The sequence below is a fragment of the Micrococcus luteus genome, from assembly GCF_022664405.1.
Classification (GTDB): Bacteria; Actinomycetota; Actinomycetes; order Actinomycetales; family Micrococcaceae; genus Micrococcus; species Micrococcus luteus.
Genome location: NZ_JAKRLB010000020.1, coordinates 29,989 through 46,043, shown reverse-complemented (window position 1 = coordinate 46,043; position 16,055 = coordinate 29,989). Strand labels below are relative to the sequence as shown.

The 16,055-nt window shown below is 73.4% G+C and carries 12 protein-coding genes; 2 read left to right on the top strand and 10 right to left on the bottom strand.

Translation table 11 applies throughout. The annotated features are described in order from the left end of the window. Positions 1-594 precede the first annotated feature (594 nt). The 4 genes from tyrS to MF605_RS09575 all read right to left on the bottom strand — a co-directional run bounded on the left by tyrS (position 595) and on the right by MF605_RS09575 (position 7,251). A complete protein-coding gene (gene tyrS, locus MF605_RS09590; protein WP_070708495.1) occupies positions 595-1,938 on the bottom strand; it encodes a tyrosine--tRNA ligase in 1,344 nt (447 codons plus the stop codon). Between the two features lie 69 nt (positions 1,939-2,007). Further along, positions 2,008-4,296 (bottom strand): HelD family protein, encoded by a 2,289-nt coding sequence (locus tag MF605_RS09585; RefSeq protein WP_041104703.1) that lies wholly within the window; start codon positions 4,294-4,296, stop codon positions 2,008-2,010. A gap of 167 nt (positions 4,297-4,463) precedes the next feature. Beyond that, positions 4,464-5,924 carry an argininosuccinate lyase gene (gene argH / locus MF605_RS09580; protein WP_044659914.1) on the bottom strand — a complete coding sequence of 487 codons (1,461 nt, stop codon included), beginning with the start codon at positions 5,922-5,924 and terminating at the stop codon, positions 4,464-4,466. Between the two features lie 85 nt (positions 5,925-6,009). Beyond that, positions 6,010-7,251, bottom strand: a complete 1,242-nt coding sequence (locus tag MF605_RS09575) for an argininosuccinate synthase (protein WP_041104698.1) — start codon at positions 7,249-7,251, stop codon at positions 6,010-6,012. A 621-nt stretch (positions 7,252-7,872) separates the two neighbouring features. Here MF605_RS09575 and rpf point away from each other — a divergent pair. Next, positions 7,873-8,823, top strand: a complete 951-nt coding sequence (gene rpf, locus MF605_RS09570; RefSeq protein WP_134415763.1) for a resuscitation-promoting factor Rpf — start codon at positions 7,873-7,875, stop codon at positions 8,821-8,823. Between the two features lie 114 nt (positions 8,824-8,937). On the opposite strand, the gene argR is transcribed toward rpf, so the two are convergent. The 6 genes from argR to argC are packed head-to-tail and all read right to left on the bottom strand — an operon-like array spanning position 8,938 to position 14,860. After that, entirely contained in the window at positions 8,938-9,426 is a 489-nt protein-coding gene (gene argR / locus MF605_RS09565) for an arginine repressor (protein ID WP_036337506.1), read from the bottom strand. Next, on the bottom strand, positions 9,426-10,385 hold the full coding sequence (gene argF, locus MF605_RS09560) for an ornithine carbamoyltransferase (protein WP_041104176.1): 960 nt from the start codon (positions 10,383-10,385) through the stop codon (positions 9,426-9,428). Before argF ends, argR begins: the two co-directional genes overlap by 1 nt. Further along, entirely contained in the window at positions 10,382-11,668 is a 1,287-nt protein-coding gene (locus MF605_RS09555; RefSeq protein ID WP_041104178.1) for an acetylornithine transaminase, read from the bottom strand. Before MF605_RS09555 ends, argF begins: the two co-directional genes overlap by 4 nt. Continuing rightward, on the bottom strand, positions 11,665-12,651 hold the full coding sequence (argB, locus tag MF605_RS09550; protein WP_196296765.1) for an acetylglutamate kinase: 987 nt from the start codon (positions 12,649-12,651) through the stop codon (positions 11,665-11,667). The genes MF605_RS09555 and argB overlap by 4 nt, the downstream gene beginning before the upstream one ends. Before the next feature lie 11 nt (positions 12,652-12,662). Next, on the bottom strand, positions 12,663-13,823 hold the full coding sequence (gene argJ / locus MF605_RS09545) for a bifunctional glutamate N-acetyltransferase/amino-acid acetyltransferase ArgJ (protein ID WP_041104181.1): 1,161 nt from the start codon (positions 13,821-13,823) through the stop codon (positions 12,663-12,665). Further along, positions 13,820-14,860 carry an N-acetyl-gamma-glutamyl-phosphate reductase gene (gene argC / locus MF605_RS09540; RefSeq protein ID WP_061866989.1) on the bottom strand — a complete coding sequence of 347 codons (1,041 nt, stop codon included), beginning with the start codon at positions 14,858-14,860 and terminating at the stop codon, positions 13,820-13,822. The genes argJ and argC overlap by 4 nt, the downstream gene beginning before the upstream one ends. 102 nt (positions 14,861-14,962) lie before the next feature. Between argC and MF605_RS09535 the strand changes: the two genes are divergently transcribed. Then, entirely contained in the window at positions 14,963-15,964 is a 1,002-nt protein-coding gene (locus MF605_RS09535; RefSeq protein WP_041104185.1) for a quinone oxidoreductase family protein, read from the top strand. The last annotated feature ends 91 nt before the right edge of the window (positions 15,965-16,055 follow it).

Sequence of the window (16,055 nt, the reverse complement as noted above, 5' to 3'; positions counted from 1 at the left end):
CCGCTCCGCGGGCCGTTTCGCTCTGGAGCAACTTCTCCATCCTAGACCATCCGTTTCGACCGTGTCAACTCCGTGTCCGAAGCATTCACCGTCCGTTCACATGGCCGGGCTAGAAAACCTTACCACGTGATCCGACCATGTCAACTCCGCTCAACGCGGTGTCAGACACTCACCGGACCATCCACGTGGAAGGCCTTGAAAAGCTTACCACATGATTCCCGGCTGTCAAACCAGATCATCTTCTTCAGGAATCCCGACCCGCATCACTGCCGGCCGCGCACCCGGTGAGCACCACCCGCCCTGGACCTGCCATTCTCGGCATGAATCCGCGGATTCTGTGTTCTTCACCCCGCCTCCCGGTCACCCGGTCGGCGTCTTGAGCACGAGATGGAACTCTACACACGAATCCCACCGAACACAAAATCAGGGGTGACACCCGGCGTCCGGGCACGAGGGAGGGCCCCGTTCTCCGCAGAATCCTGCGGAGAACGGGGCCCTGTGCTCCTCCCGTGGGCGGTTCCTCCGCCGTCGCCGCCCGTCGTGTCCTCGGTCACTTCTGGCGACCCGGTGGACACCGGTGGTCTGCGGCCGTGGTCAGGCCTCCCCCAGGTCCGCACCCGCCATGTTCTTCTTGCCCCGGCGCACCAGCAGGTGCCGGCCGGCGAAGGCGTCGTCTCGGGTGAACACCTGGTCGGCATCCGTCACCCGCACGTTGTTCACCGAGGCGCCGCCGTCGCGCACCGTCCGACGCGCCTCGGAGCGCGAGGCGACCAGCCCGGTGGAGACCAGCAGCTCGACCGCGGTCACGGTGCCCGGCTCCCCCTCCCACTGGGTCCGGTCGGCCTGCGGCAGCTCGGCCAGCACGGCGGTCAGCGTGTCCGGGTCCACCGTGGTGAGGTCGCCGCCTCCGAACACCGCCTGGGAGGCCTCGATGACCTTCGTCGTCGTCTCCTCTCCGTGGGCCAGCGCCGTGACCTCCCACGCCAGGCGCCTCTGGGCTTCCCGGCGGAACGGCTCGTCGGCCACCTTCTGCGCGTACTCCTCGATCTCCGCGCGGGTCAGGAACGTGAAGACCTTGAGTCGGTCGACGACGTCCGCGTCCGCCGTGTTGAGCCAGAACTGGTAGAAGGCGTACGGGGAGCACATCTCCGCGTCGAGCCAGACGGCGTTGCCCTCGGACTTGCCGAACTTGGTGCCGTCCGCGTTCGTGATCAGCGGCGTGCCCAGCGCATGGGCGTGGGTCCCCTCCACCTTGCGGATCAGCTCGGTGCCGGCGGTGAGGTTGCCCCACTGGTCGGAGCCGCCGGTCTGGAGGGTCACGCCGTGCCGGCGGTGCAGCTCGAGGAAGTCGTTGCCCTGCAGCACCTGGTAGGAGAACTCCGTGTAGGAGATGCCCTCATCAGAGTTCAGGCGCTTGGCCACGATCTCCTTCTTCACCATCGTGCCGACGCGGAAGTTCTTGCCGACGTCCCGCAGGAAGTCCAGCGCGCTCATGCCCGCGGTCCAGTCCAGGTTGTTGACCATGGTCGCCGCGTTCTCCCCCTCGAAGGAGAGGTACGGCTCGATCTGCGCGCGCAGCGACTCCACCCACGCCGCCACGGTCTCCTGCGAGTTCAGGACGCGCTCCGAGGTCTGCCGCGGGTCGCCGATGAGGCCGGTGGCGCCGCCCACGAGGGCATACGGGCGGTGGCCGGCGAGCTGCAGGCGGCGCAGGGTGAGCAGCTGGACCAGGTGTCCCAGGTGGAGAGACGGAGCGGTCGGGTCGAAGCCGCAGTAATACGAGACGGGCTCCCCGGCCAGCGCCTGTTCCAGCGCGGCCTCGTCCGTCGAGACGTGCACGAGCCCGCGCCAGCGCAGCTCCTGCCAGACGTTCTCGAAGCTCGGGTCGTTCGCCTGTGCGCGCAGTCGGGCCGCGCGCTCCTCGTTCTGGGGTGCCATAGCCCCCAGCCTAGCGACGCGCCCGCGCGCCTCCGCGACGCCGCGCACGTGCGACGTCGCCCGCGGGGCTCACTCCGGGACGTCCGCCAGCCCGGCCGGCAGCGCGGCCGCGTCCGTCCCGGCGACGACGGACAACGACTGGGTGGCGCGGGTCATCGCCACGTACAGATCGCCCACCACGCCGCGCGCGTCGGCCACGATCCGCTCGGGCGAGACGAGGACGACGGTGTCGAACTCCAGTCCCTTGGTCTCCCACGGGGTGGCGACGACGATCTCGACGCCGGGCAGCGGCGCGGTGTCCACGGCCGCCTCCCCCCACCGCTCCCGGAGGACCGTGAGCAGCTCCCCCGTCCGCCCGGCGGGGGCGATCACGGCGGTCAGGGCCTCGGGCACGCGGTCCCGCTCGACCTCGACCGCGTCGAGGGCCAGGGCCGCGACGTCCCCGCCCGGCTCCGTCACCAGGCGCGGGCGGTGGTCGCCCTCGCGCACGGCGCGCGGATGGGAGACCTCGAGCCCGGCCGCCCGTGCGACCTGCGCGGCCCAGCGCATCACGCGCGCGGGCGAGCGGTAGTTCACGGTCAGCTCTTCCAGGCGCCAGCGGTCCCCGAACTCCGGGGCGAGGACGGACGCCCACGAGCCGGCCGCGTCACGACGGGAGGACTGCGCGATGTCCCCCACGATGGTGAACGACTTCATCGGGCAGCGGCGCGCCAGCAGGCGCCACTGCATCGGAGAGAGCTCCTGAGCCTCGTCCACCACCACGTGCCCGTACGTCCAGGTGCGGTCGTGGGCCGCGGTCTCAGCGGTGGTCCGTCGCACCCCGCGTGCCTCATTGGCCGCGGCCAGCTGCTCGGCGTCCACGACGCCGTCGACGCCCAGGTCCGCGAGCGTCTGGTGCATGTTCTCCAGGGACGCCCTGGCGTTCTCGAGGTTGCGCTCGTGCTGGGCCGCGAACTCACCGCCCCGGCCCGGGGTCTCGAGGCGTCCGAGCAGCTCGGCCGCCTCGTCCAGCAGGGGCACGTCGGCCTCGGTCCAGGGGGCGTCGGCCGGCCGCAGGAGCGTGCCGACCTCGGCGTCGGAGAGCCACGGGGCGGCCGCCCGGAGCAGGTCCTCCCGGGTGAGGAGGTCGCCGATCAGCTTCTCCGGCGTCAGCGGCATCCAGCAGAGGTTGAGCGCGATGCGCACGTCGCGCGAGGTGCGCACGTCCTCCAGCAGGAGGTCACGCTGCACCGGGGTGCCCGAGGACTTCTCCAGCTTCTTGCGCAGCTTCTCCGCGAGCTCGCGGACGAGGATCTTCACGAACGTCACCCGGGCCTCGTTGTGGGGCTTGCGGGTGGCCCGCGCCTTGTCCCGGGCGCGCCGGACCATGGCCGGCTTGAGCTTGACGGCCGTGCCGTCGATCATCAGGCGCCGCGGCTCGACGAGCAGGCGCTGGCGCTGCGCGACCGCGTGGGCGACGGCGTCCACCATGTCCAGCCGGCCCTTCACCGCCGCCGCGTCGAGGTCCCGCTCCGGGACGGCCCGCACACCCGGCATCAGCGTCCCCAGCGAGGACATCACGACACCGGTCTCGCCCAGCGAGGGCAGCACCCGCTCGATGTACCGCATGAACGCGGTCGACGGGCCGACGATCAGCACGCCCGAGCGCGCGAGGCGCTCCCGGTGGGTGTACAGCAGGTAGGCGGCGCGGTGCAGGGCGACGGCGGTCTTCCCCGTGCCGGGCCCGCCCTGCACCACGACCGCCCCGGGCAGGGGCGCGCGGATCACCTCGTCCTGCTCCGCCTGGATCGTGGCGACGATGTCCCCCATCCGTCCCGTGCGTCGGGCGGTGACGGCGGCCAGCAGCGCACCCTGGGCATCGGCGCGCACGCCGTCCTCGCCCAGCAGCGTCGGGTCCAGGATGTCGTCCTCGAGGTCGCGCACCTCGCGCCCCCGCAGCATCAGGTGACGACGACGGCGCACGCGGCCCCGGTGGGCCGCCGTCGCCTGGTAGAAGGCGCCGGCCTCGGCCGCGCGCCAGTCGACGAGGAGGCGCTCGTGGTCCTCGGTGGTGAGGCCGATGCGCCCGATGTACCGCTGCTCGTCGGCCCCACCCTCCCGCTCGGCGTCGAGGTCGAGCCGGCCGAAGACGAGGCGGTCGTCCACGGCGTAGAGCTGGGCGAGTCGGTCCTCGTAGAGGCTGGCGAAGGCGTCGCGCTCGGAGTGGTTCTGCAGCGACCCCTGCGGGCCGGTCCGGCGCACGGCCGCGAGCTGGCGCTCCTTCTCCTCACGCAGGGCGTCGAGGCGGGCGTACCGCTCGGCGACCCGACCCCGCTCGAGGTCGAGCTCGGACTGGCGGACGGACACGGTATCGGTCATCGGGGGCCCTCGCGGTGCGGTGAGGGGCGGACCACGCTGCGGCCCGCCCGGCGGAAAAGTGACCACCCATGCTACGCCGACCGCGGTGAACGGCGGGTGACGCGGCGGTGCCCTGGGGGCGCCGCCGCGTCCGGCCCGGTCGGCGCCGCCTCGGCCGGGCGACCGCGTCAGCGGGCGTCGACGACGGAGCCCGGCGTGTCGGCCCAGCGGCGCAGCGGCGCCAGGGCGTCCTCGAGCGCCCCGATCTGCGCCGCGACGGCCGTCGGCGCGGTCCCGCCCTGGGCGTCGCGAGAGGCGAGCGAGCCCTCCGTGCTGAGCACCTCGCGGACCTGCGGGGTCAGCGCCGGCGAGATGGCCGCGTACTCGTCGTCCGTGAGGTCCCACAGCTCCACGCCCCGGGCCTCGGCCGCCTTCACGGCCTCGCCCGACAGCTCGTGGGCCTCGCGGAACGGGACCCCCTGGCGGACGAGCCACTCGGCGACGTCGGTGGCCAGCGCGAAGCCCTGCGGGGCCAGCTCCGCCATGCGCTCCGTCTGGAACTCGAGGGTGGCGATCATCCCGGAGACGGCGGGCAGCAGCAGCTCGAGGGTGTCCGCGGCGTCGAAGACGGGCTCCTTGTCCTCCTGCAGGTCGCGGTTGTAGGCCAGCGGCATGCCCTTGAGCGTGGCCAGCAGCCCCGTGAGGTCGCCGATGAGGCGGCCGGACTTGCCGCGGGCCAGCTCGGCGACGTCCGGGTTCTTCTTCTGCGGCATGATCGAGGACCCCGTGGAGTACGCGTCGTGCAGCGTCACGAAGCCCGCCTCCTTGGTGGCCCAGAAGATGACCTCCTCCGAGATGCGGGACAGGTCGACGCCGACCATCGCGGCGACCCACGCGAACTCCGCGTACACGTCGCGGGCGGCGGTGCCGTCGATCGAGTTCCACACGGCCGACTCGAAGCCGAGCTCGGTGGCCACGGCGTTCGGGTCCAGACCCAGGGAGGAGCCGGCCAGGGCCCCGGAGCCGTACGGCGAGACGGCCGCGCGCGCGTCCCAGTCCACGAGCCGCTGCAGGTCCCGCGCGAACGCCCAGGCGTGCGCGAGCAGGTGGTGCGAGAGCAGGACGGGCTGCGCGTGCTGCAGGTGGGTGCGGCCCGGCATCGGCGCGTACGGGTGCGCCCGCGCCTGATCGAGCAGCGCGTCCACCGTGGCGATCACGCCCCGCGCGATGATGCGGGCGTGGTCGCGCAGGAACATCCGGCCGAGGGTGGCGACCTGGTCGTTGCGGGATCGGCCGGCCCGCAGGCGGCCGCCGAGCTCGGGACCGGCCCGCTCGATGAGGCCGCGCTCGAGCGAGCCGTGCACGTCCTCATCGGACGCCGCCGGGGTGTAGGCACCGGAACGCACGTCCGCCTCGAGCCGGTCGAGGGCCGCGATCATCCCGTCCAGGTCGTCCGCACTGAGCAGACCGGCGGTGTGCAGCACCCGGGCGTGGGCACGGGAGCCGGCGATGTCATAGGGCGCCAGGCGCCAGTCGAAGTGCGTGGACTTGCTGAGCGCGGCGAGCGCCTCGGAAGGGCCGCCGGCGAAGCGGCCGCCCCACAGGGCGCCCTCGTTGGTCCCGTGGCGGGCGTCGGTGTTCTCGGTCATCGAAGGTCTCCTCGAGGTCGGTGACAGGCCGACGGCGGCCGGCCCGGGCGCGGGCGGGCCGCCGTCGTGCGCGGGGCGTGCGGGGTCAGTCGTTGGACAGGCGGGCGACGTCCTGGAGGTCGTCGCCGCCGCGCAGGCGCTGCTCGCGCTCCGAGGCCGTCTTCGCGGACAGGCCGAAGATGTCGATGAACCCGCGGGCCGAGGACTGGTCGAACGAGTCGCCCTCGTCGTACGTGGCGAGGTTGAAGTCGTACAGGCCGGTCTCGGACCGGCGACCCTGCACCGTGGCACGGCCGCCGTGGAGCTCCAGGCGGATCTCACCGTTGACGTGCTCCTGGGTCGCGTCGATGAACGTGTCCAGGTTCCGCTTCAGCGGGGAGTACCACTGGCCGTCGTAGACCAGCTCGGTCCAACGCTGGTCCACATGCTTCTTGAAGCGCGCCTGTTCCCGCTCCAGGGTGACGTTCTCGAGCTCACGGTGGGCCGCGATCAGCGCCATGGCGCCCGGTGCCTCGTAGATCTCACGGGACTTGATGCCCACGAGGCGGTCCTCGACGATGTCGATCCGGCCCACGCCCTGGGCACCGGCCCGGCGGTTGAGCTCCTCGATGATCTCCAGCGGGCTCAGCGCGCGACCGTCGAGGGCCGTGGGGACGCCGCGCTCGAAGGCGATCGTGACCACGTCCGGCGCCGGCGGGAAGGCGGGGTCGTCCGTGTAGTCGTAGACGTCCTTCGTGGGGCCGTTCCAGATGTCCTCGAGGAAGCCGGTCTCGACGGCGCGGCCCCACACGTTCTGGTCGATCGAGAACGGGTTCTTCTTGGTGGTGACGATCGGCAGGTCGTTGCGCTCGGCGTACTCGATGGCCTTCTCACGGGTCAGGGCGAGGTCGCGCACCGGCGCGATGCACTTCAGGTCGGGGCCGAGGGTCTGGATGGAGACCTCGAAGCGGACCTGGTCGTTGCCCTTGCCGGTGCAGCCGTGCGCCACCGTCGAGGCGCCGAACTGGCGGGCCGCCGCGACCAGGTGGCGGGAGATCACCGGGCGCGAGATCGCGGAGACCAGCGGGTAGGCGTCCATGTAGAGGGCGTTGGCCTTGAGCGTGGGCATGCAGTACTGCTCGGCGAACTCGTCACGCGCGTCGGCGACGTAGGCCTCGACGGCGCCGCAGTCCAGGGCGCGCTGGCGGATCGTCTCGAGGGACTCGCCCCCCTGGCCCACGTCGACCGCGACGGCGACGACCTCGGCGCCCGTGGCCTCGGCGATCCAGCCGATGGCCACGGAGGTGTCCAGGCCGCCCGAGTAGGCAAGGATGATGCGTTCCTTCACGTTTTCTCCTCTTTATATAGGGGGGTCTCCGAGCGCGGCACGTGGCCGTCGGAGGCGTGCTCGGCGACGATCCTACCCGGGTCTTGAATAAATATGCAACTGACGGAATATCAGCTCCTGATGGATCCTGCGCAGCCCCTCTGCGCCCACCGCGGCGGCCACCCGCAACCATGGCCCCGCGCTCGAAGTTCGGGTCGAACGCGACGCCGGTCACGGCTTCGACCGTCGATCGTGACCTTCGCCCACGCCCCTGTGACGGAGGTTGTCCACACTGTCCAATCAGACGCCCTAAGATCCAATGCGGGCAGTGGCGTGCATTTCGTCCACGTACTCCCGCCTCAGGGAGCGATTCGTCACCTGATCTCAAATGTGAGACGGACGGGCAAGAATTCGTCGACCCATGATTTGACGCGAGGGGGGCTCCCGTCGTTGACTCTTCCGTAGCCGATTCGTGATCGAACCGTGATCTGACCGAGAGGTCGGGGACGGGGAGGCCACGACATCGAACCCCCTCCGACGGTCGCCCGCTGCTGGGTCGTCTCGAACCGACGGAGGGCATGACCCGACCAAGGAGAAGGACGACCCCGGTGTGCCTCGGCCACCGATCAGCGAGGACTCGCCATGGACACCATGACTCTCTTCACCACTTCCGCCACCCGCTCCCGCCGTGCCACCGCCTCGATCGTTGCGGGCATGACCCTCGCCGGCGCCGCCGCCGTGGGCTTCTCCGCCCTGGCCCAGGCCGCCACCGTGGACACCTGGGACCGCCTCGCCGAGTGCGAGTCCAACGGCACCTGGGACATCAACACCGGCAACGGCTTCTACGGCGGCGTGCAGTTCACCCTGTCCTCCTGGCAGGCCGTCGGCGGCGAGGGCTACCCGCACCAGGCCTCCAAGGCCGAGCAGATCAAGCGCGCCGAGATCCTCCAGGACCTGCAGGGCTGGGGCGCCTGGCCGCTGTGCTCGCAGAAGCTGGGCCTGACCCAGGCTGACGCGGACGCCGGTGACGTGGACGCCACCGAGGCCGCCCCGGTCGCCGTGGAGCGCACCGCCACCGTGCAGCGCCAGTCCGCCGCCGACGAGGCTGCTGCTGAGCAGGCCGCTGCTGAGCAGGCTGCTGCCGACCAGGCCGCCGCCGAGCGCTGGGCCGCCGAGCAGGCTGCTGCCGACCAGGCCGCCGCCGAGCGCTGGGCCGCCGAGCAGGCTGCTGCCGACCAGGCCGCCGCCGAGCGCTGGGCCGCCGAGCAGGCTGCTGCCGAGCAGGCCGCCGCCGACAAGGCCGCTGCCCAGCGTGCCGCCGCCGCGGAGAAGGCTGCCGCTCAGAAGGCTGCCGCCGCGGAGAAGGCCGCCGCTCAGAAGGCTGCCGCCGCTGAGCAGGCCGCTGCCGCGGAGCAGGCCGTCGTCGCCGAGGCCGAGACCATCGTCGTCAAGTCCGGTGACTCCCTCTGGAAGCTCGCCAACGAGTACGAGGTGGAGGGTGGCTGGACCGCCCTCTACGAGGCCAACAAGGGCGCCGTCTCCGACGCCGCCGTGATCTACGTCGGCCAGGAGCTCGTCCTGCCGCAGGCCTGAGACGCCTGACCGGTCCCCCGGACCGGTACCACACGAGGAAGGCCCCCGCCGTCGGCGGGGGCCTTCCTCGTGCCTGGTGCCCGTCACCCGCGCGGGCGGGGCCGGACGGGTCGGTTAGCCCGCCAGACCCAGCAGGTGGGCCGCGACGGCCGGGGCGGACGTGGTCCCCGTGGTGATGAGGAGGATGGTGTCGTCGCCGGCGATCGTGCCCATCACGTGCTCCACGCGCGCCTGGTCGATCACGCTGGCCAGGAACTGCGCCGCGCCCGGGGGCGTGCGCAGGACCACGAGGTTCGCGGTGGGCTCGGCGGAGACGAGCAGCTCGCGGGCCATGCTCGCCAGGCGATTCAGCTGCGCGTCCGAGCCGCGGCCCGGCACGGCGGCGTCGTCGCCCTCCGCCGGAAGGGCGTAGACCATGCCGGCCGGCCCGCGCGTCCGCACCGCGCCGAGGTCCACCAGGTCCCGCGAGAGCGTGCCCTGGGTGACGGACAGCCCGCGATCGCCCAGGGCGTCCGAGAGTTCGGCCTGGGAGCGGATGCCCCGGGTGGCCAGGATCTCCCGGATCGCGGCCTGACGGGCGATCTTCGTCGTGGGGGCGGCCATCAGCGCGGCTCCTCGGCCAGGCCGGAGCGGTACAGCAGCCAGGCGATGAGCGCCTTCTGCGCGTGCAGCCGGTTCTCGGCCTCGTCGAACACCACGGACCGCGGCCCGTCGATCACCTCGGCCGTGACCTCGTAGCCCCGGTACGCGGGCAGGCAGTGCAGGAAGATCGCGTCGTCGGCCGCCCGCGCCATCGCGGCGGCGTCCACCTGGTAGTCCCGGAACAGCGCCAGGCGGGCCTCCTTCTCCTCCTCCTGGCCCATGGACACCCACGTGTCGGTCACGACGACGTCCGCGCCCGCCAGGGCCTCGGCCGCGTCCGTCGTGACGAGGACGGAACCGCCCGTCTCCGCCGCCCGCCGTCGGGCGGCGGCCACGACGTCCTCGGCAGGCAGGTGCCCCTCGGGGCCGGCGACCCGCACGTGCATGCCGGCCGTCGCGCAGCCGAGCAGATACGAGTGGGCCATGTTGTTCGCCGCGTCCCCCAGATACGTCAGAGTGCGGCCCGCCGTGCCGCCGAGGTGCTCGCGCACCGTCAGCAGGTCGGCGAGGATCTGACAGGGGTGGTAGTCGTCGCTGAGCGCATTGACCACGGGCACCGAGGAATGGGCGGCCATCTCCTCGAGACCGGCCTGCGCGAACGTGCGCCAGACGATGACGCCGACCATCCGCTCCAGCACGCGGGCCGTGTCCGCCACGGACTCCTTGTGGCCCAGCTGCGACTCCCCCGGGTTCACGATCAAGGGCGTCCCGCCGAGCTCGGCGATGCCGGCCGCGAACGAGACGCGGGTGCGCGTGGAGGTCTTGTCGAAGAACACGATGCCGGTCCGGGGCCCGGCCAGCGGGCGGTGCCGGAACCGGTCGGCCTTCATCTGCGCGGCGAGGTCGAGCACCTCGGCCTGCTCGGCCGGGGTGAGGTCCGTGTCCACCAGGAAGTGGCGGACGGCGGTGGCGGGGGTCATGGGCGGTCTCCTTCGGCGGGGGTCAGGGCGGCGGCCACGAGCCCGGGCAGGGCGGCGGCGAAGCGCTCGAGCTCGGCCACGGGCACGGTGAGCGGCGGGGCCAGGCGCAGGGTGGACGGGCCGGTGGCGTTGAGGATCCAGCCCGCCTCGAGGCCGGCGGCGACGACGGCGGGGGCCAGCCCGCCGGCCGGGACCGGTCCCGCGGGGTCGGCCAGGTCGACGCCGATCCACAGGCCGTGACCGCGCACCGCGGCCACCTCGGGCAGGTCCTCCAGCAGGGCGGCCACGGCCTCGCCCGCGGCGCGGACGTGGCCGAGCAGGCCCTCGTCCTCGACGGTCTGGAGCACGGCCAGGCCCGCGGCGGTGGCCAGGGGGTTGCCGCCGAACGTGGTGCCGTGCTGGCCGGCGGTGAGCAGCCTGGAGACGGCGGGGCCGACGCACACGAGCGCCCCGATCGGCACGCCGCCGCCCAGTCCCTTCGCCAGGGTGAAGGCGTCGGGCACCACCGGCTCTGCCGCACCGGTGACGGCCGGGTTCTGGAAGCCGAACCACGTGCCGGTGCGGCCCACGCCGGACTGCACCTCGTCGAGGATCATCAGGGCGCCGGCCTCGCGGGTCGCGGCCCGCACCTCGGCCAGGTAGCCGGCCGGCCAGCCGTGCACGCCGGCCTCGCCCTGGACCGGCTCGAGGATGACGGCGGCGACGGTGGCGCCGTCGTCGTCCGGGGCCAGGGCCGCCCGCAGGGCTGCGGCGTCCCCGCCCGGCACGTGCTCCACGCCGCCGGGCAGCGGCTCGAAGGGCGCCCGGTAGGCCTCCTTGTGCGTGAGCGCGAGGGCGCCCATCGTGCGGCCGTGGAAGGCCCGCTCGAGCGCGATCACCCGCGTCCGGCGGCCGGACGGGTCGTCCGCACCGTGGCGGCGGGCGAGCTTGAACGCGGCCTCGTTGGCCTCCGTGCCGGAGTTCGCGAAGAACACGGTGGAGCCCGCGGGCACGCCGGCCAGTTCCAGCAGGCGCTCGGCCAGGCGGATCTGCGGCTCGGACGTGAAGAGGTTGGACACGTGGCCGAGCGTGGCGATCTGCTCGGACACGGCCCGCACCAGCGCCGGGTGGCCGTGGCCGAGCGCATTCACGGCGATGCCGGCCAGCAGGTCCGTGTAGCGCCGGCCGTCGGCGTCCCACACGTGGACCCCCTCGCCGCGCACGAGCACGCGGGTGGGGCGGCCGAAGACGCCGGTCAGGGCGGCGTGGTAGCGCTCCAGCAGCGCGGACTGGTCGGTGCTCATGCGTCCTCCTCGGGGGTGGTCGGGGCGGTGGGTTCGGCGTCGGGCACCACCTGGGTGCCGACGCCCGCGGAGGTGAAGACCTCCAGCAGCATCGAGTGGGGGCGGCGGCCGTCCACGACGTGGGCGCGCTGCACGCCGGCGTCGACGGCCGCCAGGCACGCGGCCATCTTCGGGATCATCCCGGAGGCCAGGGAGGGCAGCAGCGCACGCAGCTGGGCGGCGGTGAGCGAGCTGATGAGGGAGTCCCGGTCCGGCCAGTCCGCGTAGAGGCCCTCGACGTCGGTGAGCAGCACGAGCTTCGCGGCGCCGAGGGCGGCGGCCAGGGCCGCGGCGGCGGTGTCCGCATTGACGTTGAGGACCTGCCCGGTGGGCTGGCCGTCGTCGTCGATCTCGGGGGCGACCGACGAGACCACGGGGATCCGCCCGGACTCGATCACGTCGAGGATCGCGGTCGGGTCGACGCCGGTGACCTCGCCCACGAGGCCGAGGTCCACCTCCTGCCCGTCCACGACGGCGCCCGTGCGGCGGGCGCGCAGCAGCCCCGCGTCCTCGCCGGAGAAGCCGACGGCGTACGGGCCGTGGGAGTTCACGAGGCCGACCAGCTCGCGGCCCACCTGTCCCGTGAGCACCATGCGGACCACGTCCATGGCCTCCTCGGTGGTCACGCGCAGGCCGCCGCGGAACTCGGACGCGATGCCGAGGCGGTCGAGCATCGCGTTGATCTGCGGGCCGCCGCCGTGCACCACCACGGGGTGGACCCCCACGTGGTGCAGGAACACGATGTCCTCGGCGAACGCCCGGCGCAGCTCCTCCGACACCATGGCGTTGCCGCCGTACTTGACGACCATGACGGTGCCGGCGAACCGCCGGATCCAGGGCAGGGCCTCGACGAGGACCTCCGCCTTGGACTCGGCGCGGTCGAGCCGGTCCGCGGTGGACAGGACGGGTGCGGCCGCCGTGGCCGGGTCGGTGTGCGGGCTCATGCTGGGGGTCCTCACGTGGAGTAGGCGGAGTTCTCGTGGACGTAGTCGTGCGTCAGGTCGTTGGTCCAGACCGTGGCCTCGGCGTCGCCGGCGTGCAGGTCGACCTCGACGAGCACCTCGCGGGCCGTCAGGTCCACGCGGGAGCGGTCCTCCCCCACACCGGAGGCGCGGCACACCTGGACGCCGTTGAAGCGCACGTCGAGGGCGTACGGGTCGAAGGCGGCGACCGACTCCGGGACCGTGCCGACGGCGGCGATCACGCGTCCCCAGTTCGGGTCCTGGCCGAAGATCGCGGTCTTGAACAGGTTGGAGCGGCCGACGGCGCGGGCGACGGCCTCGGCCGCTTCCTCGGTCTCGGCGTGGACCACGCGCACGGCGATGTCGTGCCGGGCGCCCTCGGCGTCGGCGACGAGCTGGCGGGACAGGTCCGCGCAGACCTCGTGGAGGGCCGCGGCGAACGCCTCGGGCTCGGGCGCGGTCCCGGACGCGCCCGAGGCCAGCAGGATCACGGTGTCGTTGGTGGACATGCACCCGTCCGAGTCGACCCGGTTGAAGGTGGCGCGCACGGCCTCGCGCAGGGCCGCGTCGAGGGCGGGGGCGGGGACGTCGGCGTCCGTGGTGATGACGCTGAGCATGGTGGCCATGCCGGGTGCCAGCATGCCCGCCCCCTTGGCCATGCCGCCCACGGTGAAGCCCGCGCCGCGGGCCACGGCGGTCTTGGCCACGGTGTCCGTGGTCTTGATCGCGACGGCGGCGTCCTCGCCGCCGTCCGGACTGAGGGCGGCGACCGCCTCGGACACGCCCGCGGTGAGGGTGTCCATCGGCAGGCGTTCGCCGATGAGGCCGGTCGAGCAGACGAGCACGTCGTCGGCGGCGGTCGCGAGGGCCGCGGCCGCGTGCTCGGCGGTGCGACGGGCGTCCGCGAGGCCCTCGGCGCCGGTGGCCGCGTTCGCCCCGCCGGAGTTCAGGACGACCGCGGTCGCGCGGCCGTCCCGCACGGCGCGGCGGGTCCAGACCACGGGGGCGGCCGCCACCCGGTTCTCGGTGAGGACGGCGGCCGCCGCGCGGCGCGGGCCCTCGTTGACGACGACGGCGACGTCGGGCGTGCCCGAGGCCTTCAGCCCCGCGGTGACGCCGGCCGCCCGGAACCCCTGTGCCGCGGTGACGCTCACGGTGCGACCCCCTGCTGTTCGAGCCCCGCCTGCTCCGGCAGGCCCAGGGCGATGTTCATGGACTGCACGGCGCCGCCGGCCGTGCCCTTGGTGAGGTTGTCGAGCGCCGCGCAGACGATCACGCGGCCGGCCCGCTCGTCCACGGCGAGCTGCAGCTGCACGTGGTTGGAGCCGAGGACCGCCTTCGTGGTGGGCCACTGGCCCTCGGGCAGCAGGTGCACGAAGCGTTCGCCGCCGTAGGCCTCGGCCCATGCGTCGCGCACGTCCGCGGCGGCGACGCCGGGGCGCAGCCGCGCCGTGGCCGTCGCGAGGATGCCGCGCGACATCGGCGCGAGCGTGGGCGTGAAGGAGACGCGGACCGGCTCGCCGGCCGCCTGGGCCAGGCCCTGCTCGATCTCCGGGGTGTGCCGGTGCCCGCCGCCGACGCCGTACGGGCTCATCCCTCCCATGACCTCGGCGCCGAGCAGGTGCGGCTTGAGCGCCTTGCCCGCCCCGGAGGTGCCCGAGGCGGCGACGATCACCACGTCCTGCGGCTCGAGCAGCCCCGCGGCGAAGCCGGGCGCGAGGGCGAGGATCGAGGTGGTCGGGTAGCACCCGGGGACGGCGATGCGGCGGGTGCCGGCGAGTCGCTCACGCTGACCGGGCAGCTCGGGCAGGCCGTAGGGCCAGGTCCCGGCGTGCGCGGTGCCGTAGAAGGCCTCCCAGTCTGCGGCGGACTCGAGGCGGTGGTCGGCGCCCGCGTCGATCACCAGGGTGTCCGGGGATCGCTCTGCGATCTCGGCCGCCAGCGCCCCGGAGGCCCCGTGGGGCAGCGCGAGGATCACGACGTCGTGGCCGGCGAGGACCTCCGCGGTGGTCTCGGCGAGGACGCGGTCCGCCAGGGCGTGCAGGTGCGGCTGGAGAGCGCCGAGGCGCTCCCCCGCGTTCGAGTGGGCCGTGATGGCTCCGACGGTGACGGACGGGTGGCCGGCGAGCAGGCGCAGGGCCTCTCCCCCGGCGTAGCCGCTGGCTCCGGAGACGGCGACGGTGTGGGTCATGGCTTCATCCTAGCGCAGATATGCGTTGCACCGAATATCTATGCGGCGCCTCGGGTCCCTCGGGCCGGGCCGGATGGCCCGGCCCGCTCCTAGAGTGGGGCCATGACCACTGCGAACACCCCCGCCGTCCCCCGCACCCACCACGCCGTCGTCGTGTCCGCCACGGGCGGCCCCGAGGTCCTGCAGTGGACCGAGACGGAGGTGCCCTCCCCCGCGCCGGGGCACGTGCTGGTGCGCACCGCCGCGGCGGGCCTGAACTTCATCGAGACGTACCAGCGCTCCGGGGTCTACACGATGGACCTGCCCTTCACCCCCGGTACGGAGGGCTCCGGCGAGGTCGTCGCGCTCGGCGAGGGCGTGGACGCCGGGCTCCTGGGGGCCCGTGTCGCCACCGCGACGGCCACCGGTGCGTACGCCGAGCACTTCACCGCCCCCGCGGATCGTCTCCTCACCGTCCCGGAGGGCATCGACCTGGCCGAGGCCGCCGCCCTTCCGCTGCAGGGCATGACGGCCCACTACCTCTGCCGGTCCACCTTCCCGGTGGAGGAGGGCCACACGGTGGTCGTGACGGCCGGTGCCGGCGGGGTGGGGCTCCTGCTCACCCAGCTCGCGACGGCCCGCGGCGCCCGCGTGGTCACCACGGCGTCCACGGAGGAGAAGCGGGAGCTGTCCCGGGGCGCGGGCGCCGTCGCCGCGGTGGACTATCCGGACCTCGCCGCCACGGTGGCGGAGCTGACCGACGGCGAGGGCGCGCACGCCGTGTACGACGGCGTGGGGAAGGACACCTTCGACACCTCGCTCGAGGTGCTGCGCGTGCGCGGCACACTCGTGCTCTTCGGCGGGGCCTCCGGGCAGGTGCCCCCCTTCGACCTGCAGCGGCTCAACGCGGCCGGCTCGCTGTACGTCACCCGGCCCTCGCTGGTGCACTACACGCGCACGGGCGAGGAGACCCGCTGGCGTGGTGGAGAGGTGTTCGGGGCGTGGGCCTCCGGCGAGCTCGACGTACGGATCGGCGAGCGCTTCCCGCTGGCGGACGCGGCCGCCGCGCACGCCGCACTCGAGTCCCGGTCGACGACGGGCAAGGTGCTGCTCACCCTGTCCTGAGCCGGACCCGCCCGGTGCCTTCCAGGCGCCCCGCGCGGCCGCGGGCGGGGCATAGAATGTCCCGCTGCGGCCTGGTCCGCGTCCGACCCTC

What these genes read in the sequence shown, in the direction of transcription:
- tyrS (WP_070708495.1), bottom strand. Translation starts at nt 1,938, where the DNA reads ATGGCACCCCAGAACGAGGAGCGCGCGGCCCGACTGCGCGCACAGGCG.
- MF605_RS09585 (WP_041104703.1), bottom strand. Translation starts at nt 4,296, where the DNA reads ATGACCGATACCGTGTCCGTCCGCCAGTCCGAGCTCGACCTCGAGCGG.
- argH (WP_044659914.1), bottom strand. Translation starts at nt 5,924, where the DNA reads ATGACCGAGAACACCGACGCCCGCCACGGGACCAACGAGGGCGCCCTG.
- rpf (WP_134415763.1), top strand. Translation starts at nt 7,873, where the DNA reads ATGGACACCATGACTCTCTTCACCACTTCCGCCACCCGCTCCCGCCGT.
- argR (WP_036337506.1), bottom strand. Translation starts at nt 9,426, where the DNA reads ATGGCCGCCCCCACGACGAAGATCGCCCGTCAGGCCGCGATCCGGGAG.
- argF (WP_041104176.1), bottom strand. Translation starts at nt 10,385, where the DNA reads ATGACCCCCGCCACCGCCGTCCGCCACTTCCTGGTGGACACGGACCTC.
- MF605_RS09555 (WP_041104178.1), bottom strand. Translation starts at nt 11,668, where the DNA reads ATGAGCACCGACCAGTCCGCGCTGCTGGAGCGCTACCACGCCGCCCTG.
- argB (WP_196296765.1), bottom strand. Translation starts at nt 12,651, where the DNA reads ATGAGCCCGCACACCGACCCGGCCACGGCGGCCGCACCCGTCCTGTCC.
- argC (WP_061866989.1), bottom strand. Translation starts at nt 14,860, where the DNA reads ATGACCCACACCGTCGCCGTCTCCGGAGCCAGCGGCTACGCCGGGGGA.
- MF605_RS09535 (WP_041104185.1), top strand. Translation starts at nt 14,963, where the DNA reads ATGACCACTGCGAACACCCCCGCCGTCCCCCGCACCCACCACGCCGTC.